General features: G+C 70.2%; 15 protein-coding genes and 1 tRNA gene. 1 reads left to right on the top strand and 15 read right to left on the bottom strand.

From position 1 onward, the window contains the following. Positions 1-58: 58 nt before the first annotated feature. From AA23TX_RS28480 to aceA, 7 genes are all read right to left on the bottom strand, one after another. Positions 59-1267, bottom strand: a complete 1209-nt coding sequence (locus tag AA23TX_RS28480; RefSeq protein WP_155545877.1) for a cytochrome P450 — start codon at positions 1265-1267, stop codon at positions 59-61. Beyond that, the gene (locus AA23TX_RS28475) at positions 1264-2478 is read right to left on the bottom strand and encodes a macrolide family glycosyltransferase (protein ID WP_155545876.1); all 1215 of its coding nucleotides are present in this window, start codon (positions 2476-2478) and stop codon (positions 1264-1266) included. Before AA23TX_RS28475 ends, AA23TX_RS28480 begins: the two co-directional genes overlap by 4 nt. A gap of 9 nt (positions 2479-2487) precedes the next feature. Next, positions 2488-3915: a cation:proton antiporter domain-containing protein gene (locus AA23TX_RS28470; RefSeq protein ID WP_230862742.1), complete on the bottom strand. Its 1428-nt coding sequence runs from the start codon at positions 3913-3915 to the stop codon at positions 2488-2490. 84 nt (positions 3916-3999) lie between these two features. Beyond that, positions 4000-5349 (bottom strand): NAD(P)/FAD-dependent oxidoreductase, encoded by a 1350-nt coding sequence (locus tag AA23TX_RS28465; protein WP_155545875.1) that lies wholly within the window; start codon positions 5347-5349, stop codon positions 4000-4002. 30 nt (positions 5350-5379) lie between these two features. Continuing rightward, positions 5380-5652, bottom strand: coding sequence for an acyl carrier protein (locus AA23TX_RS28460; protein ID WP_155545874.1), 273 nt, complete (start codon positions 5650-5652; stop codon positions 5380-5382). A gap of 61 nt (positions 5653-5713) precedes the next feature. Continuing rightward, positions 5714-6334: a hypothetical protein gene (locus AA23TX_RS28455; RefSeq protein WP_155545873.1), complete on the bottom strand. Its 621-nt coding sequence runs from the start codon at positions 6332-6334 to the stop codon at positions 5714-5716. 130 nt (positions 6335-6464) lie between these two features. After that, positions 6465-7760, bottom strand: coding sequence for an isocitrate lyase (aceA, locus tag AA23TX_RS28450; protein ID WP_155545872.1), 1296 nt, complete (start codon positions 7758-7760; stop codon positions 6465-6467). Positions 7761-7950: 190 nt separating this feature from the next. On the opposite strand from aceA, the gene AA23TX_RS28445 reads away from it, so the two are divergent. Beyond that, on the top strand, positions 7951-9369 hold the full coding sequence (locus tag AA23TX_RS28445; protein ID WP_155545871.1) for a UbiD family decarboxylase: 1419 nt from the start codon (positions 7951-7953) through the stop codon (positions 9367-9369). A gap of 92 nt (positions 9370-9461) precedes the next feature. Here AA23TX_RS28445 and AA23TX_RS28440 read toward each other — a convergent pair whose 3' ends face one another. From AA23TX_RS28440 to AA23TX_RS28405, 8 genes are all read right to left on the bottom strand, one after another. Next, a complete protein-coding gene (locus AA23TX_RS28440) occupies positions 9462-10049 on the bottom strand; it encodes a UbiX family flavin prenyltransferase (RefSeq protein WP_155545870.1) in 588 nt (195 codons plus the stop codon). Then, positions 10042-11196, bottom strand: a complete 1155-nt coding sequence (locus AA23TX_RS28435; RefSeq protein ID WP_155545869.1) for a Rieske 2Fe-2S domain-containing protein — start codon at positions 11194-11196, stop codon at positions 10042-10044. Before AA23TX_RS28435 ends, AA23TX_RS28440 begins: the two co-directional genes overlap by 8 nt. Further along, complete coding sequence (locus AA23TX_RS28430; RefSeq protein ID WP_155545868.1) at positions 11196-12557, bottom strand: M20 family metallopeptidase; 1362 nt, start codon at positions 12555-12557, stop codon at positions 11196-11198. Before AA23TX_RS28430 ends, AA23TX_RS28435 begins: the two co-directional genes overlap by 1 nt. Then, entirely contained in the window at positions 12554-13420 is an 867-nt protein-coding gene (locus AA23TX_RS28425) for a VOC family protein (protein WP_155545867.1), read from the bottom strand. The genes AA23TX_RS28430 and AA23TX_RS28425 overlap by 4 nt, the downstream gene beginning before the upstream one ends. A gap of 20 nt (positions 13421-13440) precedes the next feature. Then, positions 13441-14310: an alpha/beta fold hydrolase gene (locus AA23TX_RS28420; RefSeq protein ID WP_196425570.1), complete on the bottom strand. Its 870-nt coding sequence runs from the start codon at positions 14308-14310 to the stop codon at positions 13441-13443. A 57-nt stretch (positions 14311-14367) separates the two neighbouring features. After that, positions 14368-14446, bottom strand: a tRNA-Trp gene (locus AA23TX_RS28415). A 108-nt stretch (positions 14447-14554) separates the two neighbouring features. After that, positions 14555-15631, bottom strand: coding sequence for an NAD(P)/FAD-dependent oxidoreductase (locus AA23TX_RS28410; RefSeq protein WP_155545865.1), 1077 nt, complete (start codon positions 15629-15631; stop codon positions 14555-14557). Next, on the bottom strand, positions 15631-16710 hold the full coding sequence (locus AA23TX_RS28405; protein ID WP_196425569.1) for an arylcarboxylate reductase: 1080 nt from the start codon (positions 16708-16710) through the stop codon (positions 15631-15633). The genes AA23TX_RS28410 and AA23TX_RS28405 overlap by 1 nt, the downstream gene beginning before the upstream one ends. Positions 16711-16721 lie beyond the last annotated feature (11 nt).

Genomic DNA, 16721 nt, shown 5'->3' with positions numbered 1-16721 from the left:
CGGCAACACAGGCGCCGCAACGCTGTCCACGGCGGACAGGTCAGGTCTAGTGCGGTGCCTAGACGACTCCGGAGGTCCAGGTGACGGGCAGCGCGTGGACCCCGTAGTGCAGCATGTCGTCGCGCAGCGGGACCTGCTCCTGCTCGACCGCGAGCCGCAGTGCCGGGAAACGGGTGAAGAGCGCCTCGAACCCCACCCGCATCGTGAACCGGGCCAGGTGCTGGCCGATGCACTGGTGCACGCCGTGGCCGAACGCGACATGGCCCTGGGTCGCCCGGCCGATGTCGAGCCGGTCGGGGTCCGGGAAGCGCCCGGGGTCGCGGTTGGCCGCCGGGAGCGCGACGACGACCGTCTCGCCCGCGCGGATCACCTGGTCCCCCAGTTCGACGTCTGCCAGGGCCGCCCGGCTCGCGCCGAGGTGCGAGACCGTCAAGTAGCGCAACAGTTCTTCGACGGCGTTGGGCCACAACGCCGGGTCGGCCCGCAGCCGCTCGAGCTGGTCGCGGTGCTCGAACAGCGCGAAAGTGCCCAGGGCCAGCATGTTCGTGGTCGTGTCGAAGCCGCCGCCGACCAGCGCCCAGGCCAGGTTCACCAGCTCCGGCCGGTCCAGCTCGCCGGTGCGGGCCAGCTCGCCGAGCATGTCCTCGCCCGGGTCGTCGAACGCCGCGTCGACGAGCCGCTCCAGCGTGCCGCCGACGACCGTGATCGCGGCGATCAGCTCCTCCAGGGAGTACCGCATCCGGGCCACGACGTTCAAGTGGTGCAGCAGTTCTTCGCGATCGGACTCCGGGACGCCGACCAGCTCGCACATCAGCCGGGTGGCCAGCGGCTCGGCGTAGGCGGCGACCAGCTCGGCTTCCGTGCCGCCCGCGGCCATCGCGTCCAGCAGCTCGCCGGCGATCCGTTCGGCGGCCGGGACCAGCTCCCGGGTGCGCCGCACGGTGAAGTACTTCGCGATCAGCTTCCGGTACCGCGCGTGCTCGGCGCCGTCCATCTTCGGGAACGCGCCGGGCGCGGCCGGTTCGGGTGCGTAGGTGTCCATCGGGAACGGCGGCGGCACGGCGAGCGCGACGAGGTCGTTGCGGTGGCTGAACCGGGCGTCGGCCAGCACCGCGCGGACGTCGGACAGCTTGGTCACCAGCCAGCCGGTGGCCGGACCGGGACTGGCGTCGAACGCCAGGGGGCTGATCCCCGGCAGGGCCCGGTACTCGTCGGGCGGGTCGAACGGGCAGCTCCGCTTGACGGGCAACGACGACGGCTCGGTCACTTCCGGCTCCCTCCGGCCGGGTGCGCGGCGGCGACCCTGGCCTCGATCTCGTCAGCGGCGCGGACCGCTCCGCCCGCGGCGTGCACCTCGCGCCGCATGAGCTGGACGCGCCGCCGCACGGCCTCGTCCTCGTCGACCGCCAGGACCGCGTCCCGGATCCGCTCGGCGGTCACGGTCTCCTTGTCGAGCGAGGCACCCAGCCCGAGCCGCCGGATCTGCCGGGCGTTGATGTGCTGCTCCGGGTGGTGCGGCACGGCGATCACGGGGACGCCGAAGGACAGTGCCTCCATCAGGCTGCCCATCCCGCCCTGGCACAGGAACACCGAGCAGTGCGGCAGGACGTCGCCGTGCGCGACCCACCGGTGGGCCTCCACATGGGACGGCAGCGGCCCCAGCGTGGCCGGGTCCACCCGCTTCCCCAGGGTGAGCACCACCTGCCAGGGCAGGTCCGCGAAGGCTTCGGCGCAGGTGCGGAAGAACTCCGGCCGGTCGTTGACGGTGGTGCCCAGGGTGATCAGCACGACCGGGCGGCCGTCGGCGGGCGGCCGCCACGTCCGGGCGGCCGGGCTCGACGGCGGGCCCACGAAGGCGAACCGCTCGTCGAAGGTCTCCCCCGCCGGCTGGAACGCCCGCGGCAGGAACACCAGCGTGAACTCGTCGCCGCCGGTGAAGAACTCCTCCAGCGTCAGGTCGCCGAGGCCGTGGGCGGCCAGGTGCTCGCCGAGGCGCGTGACGAACCGGGCGATCGCCGGGTGCGCCGGGTCGACCGCCTCGCCGTAGGCCTGGTTCTCCTTGGTGAGCGAGAAGTGCTCGTTGGACGCCACGGTGGCCGAGAGCTGCACGGCCGGCAGCCCGTACTTGCGGGCCAGCAGCCGCCCCGGTGCCCACAGCGTCGTGTCGTAGACGAGCAGGTCCGGCGGGCCGCCGCCGAAGACGCGTTCCACGGCGGGCAGCACGGCCATGCTCTGTTCGAGCAGGTGCAGCGGGGCCCGGGCGGCCTCGTCGGCGTCGGTGATGTCCGGCTGCGCGGTGGACAGGTCGCAGCCGTAGGCCGCGGCCCGGGCGCCGAGCGCGACGACCCGGTCCGCGAACTCGCCGGAGGTGAAGCAGGTGACCCGGTGACCGCGGCGGACGAGCTCGGCGACCACCGGCAGCGCCGGGGTCATGTGCCCGTAGGCCGGGTAGGGCAGGAAGGCGATGTCGCGGGGCATGTCCGGCTCCTACGCGGCGGGAAGGGGTTCCGCGGGCCGGCGCTTGTAGCGTTCGATCAGCGAGAGCGCGGGTGAGGTGGCGACCGTGGTCACCAGCGTCATGACCACCAGCATCGCGAACATCGTCGGGCTGATCACCTTGAGGTCGAGGCCGATGTTCAGCACCGCCAGCTCGGTGAGCCCCCGGCAGTTCATCAGCGCGCCCAGTGACCACGCGTCCCGCCTGCCGATGCCGGACAGCCGCGCGGCGGCCAGGCTCCCGCCCCACTTGCCCAGCATCGCCACGGCGACGATCAGCAGGCACCAGAGCCACAGCGTCGGGTCGGTGCCGATCAGGTCGAACTTCGTGCGGAGTCCCGTGTAGACGAAGAACAGCGGCAGCAGCAGCGTGACCGTCAGCGCGTGCATCTGGTCGGTGGCCTGGCGGATCGGCAGCGAACCGCGCGGCGTCACGGCGCCGAAGAGGAACGCGCCGAAGATCGGGTGGATGCCGATGGCGTTGGTGGCCAGCGCGGACAGCAGCAGCCCGGCCAGCAGCACGGACACCACCGCCGTCGTCGGCAGCGCTTTCTGCCCCTGCTCGGTGGGCGCGAACAGCCGGCGCAGCAGCGGGCGCACGACGAACAGCATGAACGCGAAGAACGCGATCGTGAGCCCCACGGTCACCAAGGTGGCGGCCATGGAGGTCGCGCTCGCGATGGCGACGACGAGCGCCAGCAGGCACCACGCGGTGATGTCGTCGACGGCGGCGCAGCTCAGCGCCAGCGCGGCGATCGGCAGCTTCGTCATCTTGCGGTCGGTGATGATCCGGGCCAGCACCGGGAACGCCGTGATGCTCATCGAAATCGCGAGGAACAGGGCGAACGGCAGCCGCGCGACGCCGTCACCGAGGGTCGGGTGCAGGACGAACGCGAGCACCACCCCGGACAGGAACGGGATCGCGACGCTGACGTGGCTCACCAGCACCGCGGCCTTGCTGCGGCGGCGGACCAGCTCGACGTCGAGCTCGTAGCCGACCAGGAACATGAAGATGACCAGGCCGATCTGGGCGAGCGTGTTGATCGTCGAGGCCAGGAAGTCGGGGAAGATCCAGTGGTAGGCCGCGGGCCACACCCAGCCGAGGAACGACGGCCCGAGCAGGATCCCGGCGAAGATCTCGCCGATCACCGCCGGCTGAGCCAGCTTCCGCGCGACCGCCGAGAGCAGCCGGCAGGCCAGGAAGATCACCGGCAGGGCGAACAGCAGCTTGGCGACCGGGTCCGCCGCGCCACCGGTGTGCCCGGCCGGGGCGTGGCCGTCACCGCCGCCGACGCGCAGCAGGAAGAAGGCGGCCAGGACCGGGAGGACCACCATGGCCAGGTAGGAGATCCACGTCCGGCCCGGTTTCCCGGTGGGCGCGGCGGGCTCGGCGGTGGTGCGCTCGTCGAGCGAGGACATGCGGTCTCTCCGATCGGACGCAGCCGGTCGTGAGTGAGAAACAGTGTTCTAACCCTGTTTCTCACTCACGACCGGGGTGTGGGGCTAGAACAGGGCCAGCGCCGAAGACGAGGCCTTGAGGCTGCCGAGGTGCCCGTGCCACAGGTGCGTGGGGTCGGCCTCGACGGCGGCGACGTACTCCTTCATCGCGGTCAGGGCCGCCGGCTCCTCGGCGTCGTAGACGTCGCCCTGGAGCATCTGGATGACGTCCTTGCGGTACCGGTCGTCATCGATGAACGCGGTGAACAGCACGTTCAGCCGGTAGTACATCGAGATGAAGTCGTACCAGATGTTGACGCCCTTGCGGAGGGTGTTGACGTAGTTGTCGAACCGCTCCCGGCGGAAGTCGCCCGCCTTGTGCGCGGCGATGACGTCCTTGGCCGCCAGGCGGGCGCTGTTCATCGCGACGCTGACCCCGCTGGAGAAGATCGGGTCGACGAAGCGGGCGGCGTCGCCGATGAGCACCAGCGCGTCGCCGGCGATCTGCTTCATGCCGTAGCTGTAGTCGCCCTCGGTCTTGAACTTCCGCACGCGCTTGGCGTTCTTCAGCGCGTCCAGCATCTCCGGCCGGGTGCCGACGGAGTTCCAGAAGAAGCCCTCGAGGTCGTCCTTGTGCTCCTTGAACTTCTCCTTCTGGGTGACGACGCCGATCGAGGTGATGGTCTCGGTGATCGGGATCTGCCAGACCCAGGTGTTCTCCTGCGGCAGGAAGTGCACGTGGATGTAGTCGGCGTCCTCGGGACGCCGCGCCAGCGACGCGCGGTCCAGGCCCTCGAACCACGTGTGCACGGCGTACTGGTTGAAGACCTTGTCCGGCACCTTGACCTTGAGCTGCTGGCCCAGCAGGGTCTGGCGGCCGGAAGCGTCGAGCACGACGCGGACGGCGACCTCGATCGGCTGCTCGCCGATCTTGGCCTGCAGCACCGGCCGGTCGCGGTCGGTGAAGTCGACGCGGTTGACGCGGACGCCCTGGTAGACCTTGGCGCCGAGCTCCTCGGAGTGCTTGAGCAGCAACGAGTCGAACTGGCCGCGGTCGACGTGCCAGGCGTAGACGCGGTCGACGCCGTCCTGGTCACGCTCCTCGTAAGCGATCTCCGCCACGCCGAGGCCGTGCGAACCGGCGTCGAAGTCCAGCGTGCTGGTCGGGCGGGTGTCCGACGAGGTCCACGCGGCGCCGTACTTGCGGGGGAAGCCGGCCGCCTCCACCTTGCCGATGACCCCGATGTCGTGCATCACGGGGATGACCGCGGGGACGAGGGACTCGCCGACGTGCTCGCGAGGGAACGTTTCGCCCTCGAAGACCACCACCGAAAGGCCGGCCTTCGCCAGGTAGGACGCCGCCGTGGAACCGGCCGGGCCACCGCCGATGATGCCGACATCGTAGTCGTAAGACACAGGTTCTCCGTTCAAGATCCGAGACAGGGGTCAGGCGACCGGGGCACGCAGCGAGGTCACCAGGTCGGCGATGCTTTCGATGTCCTTGAAGTGGCGGGCCACCATCTCCGTGGGCGGGACGCGCACGGAGAACTCCTCACGGAGATAGGCGACCAGCCGGGTGGTTTCGATCGAGTTGAGCAGCCCCCAGTCCAGCAACGGCGTGGTCGTGGTCAGTTCCCCCACGTCCTTGCCGTCCAGCAGGTGCTTCTCGACGAACTCAACGAGCTTTCGCGTGATGTCCACGCGCTCGTCGTCTGCCATGGTTCTTCCTCCAGTGACGGCACAGCTCCACGCACAGGGTTGTGCTGGAATTCGGAAAGGGTCAGTCGGTGCCCGCGTCGTGCGTGGCCTTGTTGCGCGCGCCACGGCGGGGGCGTTCGAGCCGCTCGGTCTCGGCGTTGATGTGCTTGCGCGGGGCGAAGGCGACGTAGCGGCCGCCGGACATCTTGGCCTTGAAGTTCTTCATCCAGCCGTGGTGCCCGAAGTTGCCGTGCTTGTCGAAGCCGACCAGCGAGATGCCGCTGCGGTCGTAGTGGCCGCCGACGAGCAGGCACCACTGGCGGAAGTCCGGGTACTCGTTGGTCAGGTGGCGGTAGGTCAGCACGAACGCCAGGTACCGGCGGAAGTCCATGCCGTCGAGGCCCTCTTCGTCGTAGACGCGGGAGATGGCCTGCGTGCTCTGGCCGAGCATCTCGGGGATCGGCGAGGCCGAGCAGATGAGCCAGTGCGACTCGTCGGTCATCGGGCTCTTGATCATGTTCTGCTCGACTTCCCAGCGGAAGTTCGTGTTGAGCTTGCCGGTCTCGATCATCTGCGCCTCGGAGATCTCCTGGGGCACGTAGATGAGCATTTCGTTGGTGCTCTCGAGCTCATCGATCTCGGCCTGCGTGAACGGGCATGGCTTCACCGCGATTTCAGTGGTTCCATAGACTCCGTAAACCATGTCTTCGAGGTTCTCGGGCATGCGCATGGGCAACCGTCCTGAATTCCAGTTTTCGCGTGGCTGATGTGTCGTCAATTTGTTTCTAGCACGGAACCGTTTGGGGAAAACCTCAGAATGACCGGGCGCCTGCTCAGTAGAATTGCGACTTCTCGGTGGAGTCCATCAGCGCGACGGTGTTGCTGGACGGGTTGACGACCGTGCTGACGAGGTCGAAGTAGCCGGTGCCGACCTCGCGCTGGTGGCGGGTCGCGGTGTAGCCGGCGGCCTCGGCGGCGAACTCGCGCTCCTGCAGCTCGACGTAGGCCGTCATGCCATCGTCGGCGTAGCCGCGCGCCAGGGCGAACATCGAATGGTTCAGCGAGTGGAAACCGGCGAGGGTGATGAACTGGAACTTGTAGCCCATGTGCCCCAGCTCGCGCTGGAACTTCGCGATCGTCGCGTCGTCGAGGTGCTGCTTCCAGTTGAACGACGGCGAGCAGTTGTAGGCCAGCAGCTGGTCGGGGTACTCGGCCTTGATCGCCTCGGCGAACCGGCGCGCGACCTCGAGGTCCGGCTTGGACGTCTCCATCCACAGCAGGTCGGCGTACGGCGCGTAGGCCAGCCCGCGGGCGATGCACGGCTCGATGCCGCCGCGCACGCGGTGGTAGCCCTCGGGGGTGCGCTCACCGGTCAGGAACGGCTTGTCGCGGTCGTCGACGTCGCTGGTGATGAGGTTCGCGGCCTGGGCGTCGGTGCGGGCGATGACGAGACTGGGGACGTCGCAGACGTCGGCGGCCAGGCGCGCGGCCTGCAGCGTGCGGACGTGCTGGGAGGTCGGGATGAGCACCTTGCCGCCGAGGTGGCCGCACTTCTTCTCCGCGGCCAGCTGGTCTTCCCAGTGCACGCCGGCGGCGCCGCCGGCGATCATGCCCTTCATCAGCTCGAAGGCGTTGAGCACGCCGCCGAAGCCGGCCTCGGCGTCCGCGACGATCGGCGCCAGCCAGTGCGGGGCGTCCTTTTCGTCCTCGGCCCAGCTGATCTGGTCGGCGCGCAGCAGCGCGTTGTTGATCCGGCGCACGACCTGCGGGACGGAGTTGGCCGGGTAGAGGCTCTGGTCCGGGTAGGTGTGGCCGGAGAGGTTCGCGTCGGCGGCGACCTGCCAGCCGGAGAGGTAGATGGCCTTGAGGCCGGCCCGCACCTGCTGCACGGCCTGGTTGCCGGTCAGCGCGCCGAGCGAGTGGACGTAGTCCTCGGTGTGCAGGAGGCTCCAGAGCCGCTCCGCGCCCAGCCGGGCGAGCGTGTGCTCTTCGGTCACGCTGCCGCGCAGCCGCAGGACGTCCTCGGCGGAGTAGTCCCGGCGGACTCCGCGCCACCGGGGGTCCTCGGCCCAGGACCGGGCCAGTTCGGCCGCCGCGGCTTCGCGGGGCGGCGCTGCGGTGACGGTCATGTCGTTCTCCTGACGTACGACGACGCGCGGCTTCGTGGACGAGACCATTTAGCACCCGGCAACCCCTGCCGAGCGCCACCGCGGGACGAGGACGGAGCATTTCCCTAGTTCTTGCCGGTCGTGCCCCGCCGAGTCCGTGACCGGGGCCGATACTCGGTTCGCGAGCCACGGTGCGAACGGAAGGCGTTTGATGGCGAAGGATCTGCGGACATTCCTGGCCGAGCTGGACCCGGACCAGATCAAGGTCGTGCGCAAGCCGGTCGACCCCGAGTTCGAGGTCACCGCGCTCGTCGACCGCATGGAGGACGACCTCGCCTACCCCGGCTTCCCGGCGGTGCTGTGCGAAAACGTCGGCGGTTCCGAGATCCCGTTGCTCATCAACCTGCACGGCACCTACGAGCGGCTCGCCCGCAGCATCGGCTCGGACGTCCACTCGATGGTTCCCGAATACGCGCTGCGCGAAGGGTCCGGGATCAAGCCGGTCACCGTGGATACCGCGCCCGTACAGGAAGTCGTGCTCACCGGCGACGACATCGACGTCGGCCTGCTGCCCCTGCTCAAGCATCAGGAGCTGGACGCGGGCAAGTACATCACCTCGGCCGTGACCATCTGCCGCGACCCGGACAGCGGCAAGATCAACGCGGGCATCTTCCGCCACCAGCAGCAGGGCCGCGCCCAGGTCGGCATCCAGGTGAACCCGGCCCACCACACCGCGTACGTGCTGCGAAAGCTGCGTGAACAGAAGAAGCCGATGGAAGTGGCGCTCGTCATCGGCCACCACCCGGCCCTGCTCATGGGTGCGGTGTCCAAACTGGAGGGCATCGGCGGCGAGCTCGACGTCGTCGGCGGCCTGCTCGGTGAGCCCCTGGAAATGGTGCCCTGCAAGACGGTCGACCTCGAGGTGCCGGCCCGCGCGGAGATCGTCATCGAGGGCGTGATCGACACCGACCCCGACGCGACGGCCGTCGAAGGCCCGTTCGGCGAGTACCCGCGGTTCTACACCCGCACCGGCCCGCAGCCGTACGTCAAGATCACCGCGATCACCATGCGCCGCAAGCCCATCTTCGTCGACGTCTTCAACGCGCACACCGAGCACAGCATGCTGGGCGGGCTCCCCCGGATGGGCAGCATCTACCGCCGGGTCAAGGAAGCCGTCCCGACGGTGACCGGCGTGCACCTGCCGCTGTCGGGCATGGCGCGGTCGCACCTGTACCTGTCCATGAGCAAGCGCGTGGAAGGCGAGCCGAAGCTCGCGGCGTGCGCGGCGCTGGCGGTGGACCCGTTGCTGAAGCACGTGTTCGTGGTCGACGACGACGTCGACGTCTTCAACGAAGTCGAGACGCTGTGGTGCCTGGCGACGCGCTTCCAGGCCGACCGCGACCTGACGATCATGCCGGGTTTCCTCGGCGGCCAGCTCAACCCGGTGACCTACGGGCACAACCGGGAGGAGAAGGGCCCGATGGAGACCAAGCTGATCTTCGACTGCACGAAGCCCGTGCCACCGGCGGTGTTCCCGCCTTCGTGCCGGGTACCGCCGGAGGTCGTCGCGCGAGTGGACCACCGCGCTCTGCTGGAGGACGGGGACGCGCTGGCGTCCTACTTGGACTGAAGGTCGCCTTCACCGGTCCACCGCCGGTGGGGGCGATCTTCCACCACCCATGAAGAAGGCCCCCTCCGGCGGAGGGGGCCTTTCTCAGTAGGTCAGTGGGTCGAGGGGCCGTGCCAGCGCTCGACCAGCTCGTCCGGCGGCTTGATCCCCAGCAGGTCGCACAGCCGGCCGACCTGGTGGTCCACCAGGTCACCCAGCGTCGCCGGGCGCCCATAGAACGCGGGCATCAGCGGTGCGATGATGCCGCCCATCTCGGTCACCTGCGTCATCGCGCGCAGGTGCCCGAGGTGCAACGGCGTTTCGCGCAACGCCACCACGAGCTTCCGCCGCTCCTTCAACGTCACGTCCGCGGCCCGCACCAGCAGGCTGTCGTTCTGGGACCAGGCGATGGCCCCGAGCGAACGCACCGAGCACGGCAGCACGATCATCGCGTCGATCGGGAACGACCCGCTCGAGATCGACGCCGCTATGTCGCCCGGCCGGTACGTGACGTCCGCCAACGACGCGACGGAATCCGGTGTCCAGTCCGTCTCGAACGCGATCGTCTGCCGCGCCGCCGGCGTCACCACCAGGTGCGTCTCGACCTCCGGCATGCCCTTCAGGATCTCCAGCAGGCGGATCCCGTAGATCGCCCCGCTGGAGCCGGACATCCCGATCACCAAACGGAAAGGCTCAGTCATGCTTCGCCCGCCTCTTCTCGGCCTGACGTTCCTTGACTTCCTCGACCGGGCCGCGCCGGGCCTCCTCCTCGACCATCCGCCGCCACTCGGTCAGCGAGACGTCGGGGCGGTACAGGCGCTCCGGCGGGGCGTCGGTGACCTCCACCATCAGCCGGTCCTCGTCGTTGAACATGCCGTGGAACACCCAGCGGGCCCACGTCCAGTAGTAGAGCCAGAACTTGCGGTTGCGCCACTTGCCCTGGTTCATCACCGCGAGCTGGACGTACGTGTGGTTCTCCGCGGACGCCGCGACCCACCACTCGAAGTGCGACCACTCCGCGTACTTCACCCGCAGCGTGCCCGGCAGCCGCAGCGACACCTTGGTCTTGTTGCCCTCGCGCCGCCGGTACCACTTCTTCTTCGGGAAGTCGCCGAGGCCGGGGAACGAGGCGCTGTAGTGCATCTTGTCCTTGCGGCGGGTGATCCACGGCCCGTCGCGGATCACCTTCATCTCGCTCCACACCGGCATCTTGACCCGCTTGGTCCACAACGCGTTGCGGTGCAGCCATTTCGCGTGGCCGTCGTCGAAGCCGTTCTCCGCGCCGAAGCGCCAGTTGCCGTCCCGCACGGTGATCCGGCCGACGACGACCGCGTCCGGGTCGAGCAGCTCCTCCGGGACGTCCTCTTCGAACGGACGGGCCGGTCCGTCACCCAGCCAGACCCAGACCAGTCCGCGGGCCTCCTCGACCGGGTAGGTGCGCACGGTGACCTTGCCGCAGATCGGCGACTCGGGGCCGTCGGTGATCGCGGCGACCAGCACGCCGGTCTCCAGGTCGAACGTCCAGCCGTGGTAGCAGCAGCTCCACGTGCCGGGGAACTCCTGCGACGACATCTTGTGGCTCAGCGGCACCCCGCGGTGCGGGCACCGGTCGTGCAGCGCGCGGACCTCGCCGCCGTCGCGGATCAGCATGATCTTCTCGCCGAGCACCTGGACGGCGTGCGGCTTCTTGCCGATCTTGCGCGACCACGCCACCGGGTACCAGTACTCGCGGAAGCCGAGCGCCGCCTTCTCGTAGCGCGGCCAGGTCGACCAGTCCCGGCGGCCGGGGCCGCCGACGCTCGCCTGCCGCCGCGCCGGGCGGACCTCGTCGTCGACAGTGTCGGTCATCAGTTGTCTCCTCGACTGCTCGCGGGAGGCTCACACAGTTCGGCGCGTTGCCGGGTGGTCACGTCCACCACGACGCCGACCAGCAGGTCGACCAGCCGGCGCATGGCGGGCAGGTCCGCGACGCCCATGGAAAACCCTTCGAACGGCCCGGGCTCAGTGGGCATCGGCAGGCCGATCCGCGCGGTCGGGATGCCGTGGCGGCGCAGCACGCCGCCGTCGGACAGCCCGCTGCCCGGCTTGCCCGGCACGTGCGGCCGGCCTTCGACCTCTTCCCAGGCCCGGACCAGCCGGGTGACGACCGGGCTGTCGGCGGGCGTCGCCGACCCCGCCTGACCGGCCACCAGCTCGACCTCGATCCCGACGGCGGGCTCCGACGCCCGCAGCTCGGCGACGATCGCCTCGAACTGGCCGGCCACGGCGTTGACCGTGGTGCGCGGGTTGACCCGCAGGTCGACCCAGAACTCGCAGGTGGCCGGGTTGAACGCCGGCTTGGTCCCGTCGCCGGCCCGGATCGCGGTGACCGCGCCCTGCGGCGCCACCTGGCCCGAGGAGTTGCGCGCGGTGTACTCGGCGAACCAGCCCTCCAGCCGCCCGACCATCCGGGCGGCCGCGACGATCGCGTTGTTGTAGCTGCCCTTGTGCCGGCTGCCGGTGTAGCCGACCGAACCGCGCACGACGACGCGGAAGATCGCGAACCCGACCTCTTCGTGCACCACCGAGTAGCCCGGTTTGAGCACGATCGCGAGGTCGGAGGAGCACTGGCCGTGGTCCATCAGGAACTGGGTGCCGACGCCCATGCCCGAGTTGCGCCGCGAGGACTGCTCCCCGGCCAGCACCGGCATGCTGCCGCCGACGAGCGCGACCACCAGCTGCCCGTCCAGCGGCACGCCGGAGCGGTGCACGGCGAGCGCGGCGGCCAGCGCGCAGCTGGCGAACGCCTTGGGGTTCTCCGCGCCGAGCCCGACGACCTTGTCGCCGTAGCGCTGCGCGGGCAGCGTGAAGTCGTCGCGAGGCCGTTCCCCGAGCCACGGCGCGTCCTCGCGGCCCGGCGCGAACGCCGTGTCGAGCGGGGCGAGCAGGAGCAGCTGCGCGCCCGTGCGGCCGGTGCCGACGCGGGTGACGAGGTTGGCCTGGCGTTCGTCGATCGCCTGCACGCGGCTGTCGATCCCGGACGAGGTCATCACGTCGCGGAAGTACTCGGCCAGCTCCCGCTCGCAGCCGGTCGGGCTGGGGATGTCGGTGGCCGCCTGGCACAGCAGCGCCAGCTCCTCCTCGTCGACCGAGGCGCGGGCGGCCTTGACCCATTCCCGCTGCCAGCCGGACAGCTGCGTGATGTCCGGGTCGATCGGGTCGGGCGTCATGAGGTCTTGATCTCGGTGCCGGACACGTGGTGGTGCCCCCACAGGCTGGTCGGCCCGGCCAGCTGCCGCGTCGACCAGTCGGCGGTGTCCACGTCCAGGCCGTCCCAGCCGTACTCGATCTCCCAACCGGACGGCGTCTCGAGGTAGAACGACACGGCCCGGTCGTTGGTGTGGCGGCCCAGCGTGCGCGTGACGATGCGGCGGTCGTAGGCGACGTCGATGGTCGCGCCGACGTCGTCGAGGGTCGTCGTCTCCAGCATGATGTGCCGCAGGCCGGGCTCGTCGGTCTCCACCAGCGCGATGGAGTGGTGGCGCGGGTTGCAGTGCAGGAACGCGATGAAGCCCTTGAACGTGTCGCTGACGCCGAAGCCGAGCGTGTCCACCAGGAACGCCAGCGTTTCGGCGTAGTTCGTGACGCCGACGACGGCGTGGCCCATCCCGTGCTCGCCGGTCCGGTAGCCGGCCAGCGCGCGGGTCAGGCGCAGCGGCCGGAAGTCGGCCTCCTGCCCGTAGAACAGCTCGTGGCGCAGCCCGGACGGGTCTTCGAGCCAGACCATCCCGGCGACCCGGCGGTCGGCGCACTCGGCGGCGGTCGCCCGGGTGACCGCGACGCCGGCGGCGGTCAGCTCGTGTTCGAGCGCGGTCAGGTCGGCGGCGCTCGCCACCTCCCAGCCCAGCCAGGACAGCGCTTCGCTCTCGCCGTGGCGCACGTCGAAGCGGTAGGCCCGCTCGTCCATGCGCAGCAGCAGGCGCCCGTCGTCGATCCACTGGCCGGGCAGGCCCAGAACGTCCGCGGCGAAGGTCTCCCAGGCCGCGACCTCCTTCGTGGACAGTCCGACGTAGGCGAGACTGCGGATGCGCATGGGGTTCGTCCTCCTGCTGGTCACTCCGCACGGCCCAGGAAGTCGAGGACCACGCGGTCGTGTTCCTCGGGCTGCTCCCACTGGGGCCAGTGCGCGGCGTCGGCGACGCTGTGGAAGGCCGCGCCCGGGATGAGTTTCGCGATCCGGCGGCCCACGTCGGGCCCGCTGCCGGGGTTGTGGTCCGACCACAGCACCAGCGTCGGCACGCTCACCGTCGCCAGCCGGTCCTCGGAGATCTTCCGGTTCGGCCCGGAGCCGAACCCGAAGGAGTTCTCGAACACCGTGCGCAGCGCGGCGTTGGTCGCCGGTTCGGCGTAGATCCGGCGGCGGACCTCGACCAGCTCGTCGGTGACGCGGTCGGGGGTGGCCATCAACCACTCCAGCCGGGTGCGGATGGTCTCCGGCGTCGGGTTTTCGATGGCGGCCAGAGAGCGGGCACGCAGGGCCTCACGCCCTTCGGCGGGGCGTTCGTTGACCGAACCCGGCGCCCACTTGACGCCGGCGGTGGTGTTGAGCACCAGCTTTCCGACGCGCTCGGGGTGCTCCAGCGCGAGGGTCAGCGCGACCCAGCCCCCGAGCGACTCGCCTTCGAGGTGCGCGCGCTCGATGCCCTGGGAGTCCAGTAGGTCGAGCACCTGCGCGACGTACGTGCCGACGGCGTCGTGCGTGAACTCCGGCTTGGCCGAGAAGCCGTGCCACAGCAGGTCCATCGCCATCGCGCGGTGGCGCCGGCCGAGCCGGGTCACGTTGCGCGCGTAGGCCTCGGCGTGCCCGCCGACGCCGTGCAGCAGCACCAGCGGCTCGCCGTCGCCGGCCTCGATGACGCGGGTCCGGTACTTCTCGCCGAGGACGTGCGTCTGGCTGCCGAGCAGCTCGGTCCAGATGGTCACCTCGGGCACTCCCAACGGTTCGGCGGGCCCGACCGGGACCGGTGGTACTGGTGTTCGTGGCAGGGGCGGCAGGACTCGAACCTGCAACCGTCGGTGTTGGAAACCGCTGCTCTGGCCAATTGAGAGCTACACCCCTTCGCCCCGGTTTCCCGGTGCGAGATCATTATGCGGCGGTTTTTTTGGGGAACTTGCTAGGTCTGCAGCGGCTTGTCGTGAGTGAGAAACAGTGTTCTAACCCTGTTTCTCACTCACGACCCCCGGCGCCGAAGCGATCCGGGGTGAAGACGTCGACCAGCTCGTCGCCCACGCCGTCGACGATGCGGCCGGCCAGCGCGCGCCCGAACAGCGGTCCGAGCGTGACCCCGGCGCTCGCGACGGCCTCGTAGTACCCCGGCACCGCCGACAACGGCCCGACGCTCGGCAGTTCGTCACGCGCACAGCGCGCGTCCACGACGCTCGCCGTGCGCACGGTGGCCGTGCCGAGCAGCGGGACGACCTTCGCCGCCCGGTCCAGGAGATCCTTCACGAACTCGGGGTCGGGAGTGCCCGAGCGCGCGGGCAGGCCGCGGTCGACGCGGTCCGAGCGCAGGACCACGCGGCCGGGGCCGTCCGGCCGGATGCTGACCTCGGGCGCGCGCAGGATGCAGGGCAGCGGGTCGCCGTCGACGAGCAGGTGGGCGATCAGGCTGCGCCGGGGCTCGCCGAGGAACGGGCGCGCACCGGCCAGTGCGCCGATCTCGTCGGCGGCCGAGCCGGTGGCGTTGACCACGGCGTCGGCTTCGATCCGGCGGCCGTCCGCGAGGCCGACGCCGCCCGACACCGACGTCACCTCGGCGTTCAGCTCCAGCGTTGCGCCGTAGGAGATCGCCTGGTCGAGGAGGTGGCGGGTGAAGGCGACGGCATCGATCCAGCCCTCGGCGGGCAGGAAGGCGACCGGTCCCGACGCGGGAAAGACGACCGAAGAGTCCTCCGCGGCGTACCGCTCGACCGGGCAGCCCCACTCTTCGAGCTGGGCGAGGTAGCCGGTGAACGACTCGTCGTCGGTCCACGCGGCCGTCCCGGTGCGGTGCCACCAGGGCGCGGGTGCGTACTCGCCGGCGAGCGCGGCGTGCTCGGCGATGCCCGCCTGGTTCAGCTCGAAGTAGGACTTGGGGAAGCGCCGGTACGCCGTCGCGGTGGCGAACCCGACCTCCGTGGTGCCCGAGGCGGGCCGGTCCGCGCGGTCGACGCAGTGCACGCGCGCGCCGCGCCGGGCGAGGTGGTAGGCCACCGAAGCGCCGATGACGCCGGCGCCGATCACGACCACCTTCGGCGCCGCCATCAGTAGAGCCCTTCCGGCGCGGCCTGGCTCACCTGCAGCGGGCGCACGTTGTACACGCCGTCGACCGGCCACTCGCCCTTGGTGTCGTAGCGAGTCGCTTCGTCTCGCTCCATCAGGTTGGGCAGGAACAGGTCCTCGTGCAGCACGGTCAGCTTCAGCTGGCCCGACTGTCCCTTGTCGACGGTCTTCTTGAAGTCTTCCGGGTCCACGACGGACATCGTCACCTGCGGGTACGTCGGCGCGTAGGGAAGGATCGCCCCGCCGTCCTCGGGGTGCAGGCTCACCGCGTTGCCGAAGGTGTTGCCGTAGCCCGACCGCACGAGCCCGCCGTCGAGGGCCTTGACGAAGTCCTGGTACATCTGCGGGCTCATGTGCGTGCCGCCGAGGCGGACGCCGTCGAGCGCGGCGACCAGCTCCGGGTGGCGCGCGATCAGCTTCTGCAGCAGGGCGGGCGTGGTGTTGAGGTAGTGCACGTGCTGGGAGCGCAGGCAGTCGACGATCTGGCCGAGCACGTGCTCGGTGTACTCCCCCAGCTCCTTCATCTTGCCGGCGCGGATGAGCTGCTTGATCCAGCGCGGGTCCATGTCGATGCCGTACACGAGCCCGGCCAGCTGCTCGGACAGCTCGATCGCGCCGTTGCCGATCTGGTGCGGCCCGCTCGGCGTCGCCTGCAGCCAGGTGCGGCCCGCCCGGTAGCCGTCGAACAGGTACGACCAGCGCCGCCATTCGACGCGGTGGGTCATCATGTCTTCGGTGTAGAACACGCGCACGGGGTCGCCGGTGGTGCCGCCGGACTCCCAGACGCGCCCGATCAGCGGCCGCGGCACGGTGCGCGGCACGAGGTCGCCGGGGTCCATGCCGCGCAGGTCGCCGGGCGGGAACGGCCCGAATTCGGCGAGCTGGTCGTACCGCGTGATGTCCATCGGGTCGAACGACAGCTCGGTCGCCCGCTTGAGCCAGTAGGGACTGCCGAGCTCGGGGTTGAAGTGCCGCCGCACCACGTGCCTCGTCCACGCGTCGAGGTCGAGGGACAACCAGTGGTCGGTCAGGCTGGCACGTTCGTGCGTGCGGGTGCTCACGGACTCTCCTT

The sequence above is a fragment of the Amycolatopsis camponoti genome (assembly GCF_902497555.1).
In the GTDB taxonomy this organism is placed as follows: Bacteria; Actinomycetota; Actinomycetes; order Mycobacteriales; family Pseudonocardiaceae; genus Amycolatopsis; species Amycolatopsis camponoti.
Note: the sequence above shows the minus strand (reverse complement) of the source record. Positions and strands in the feature narration are given on the sequence as shown.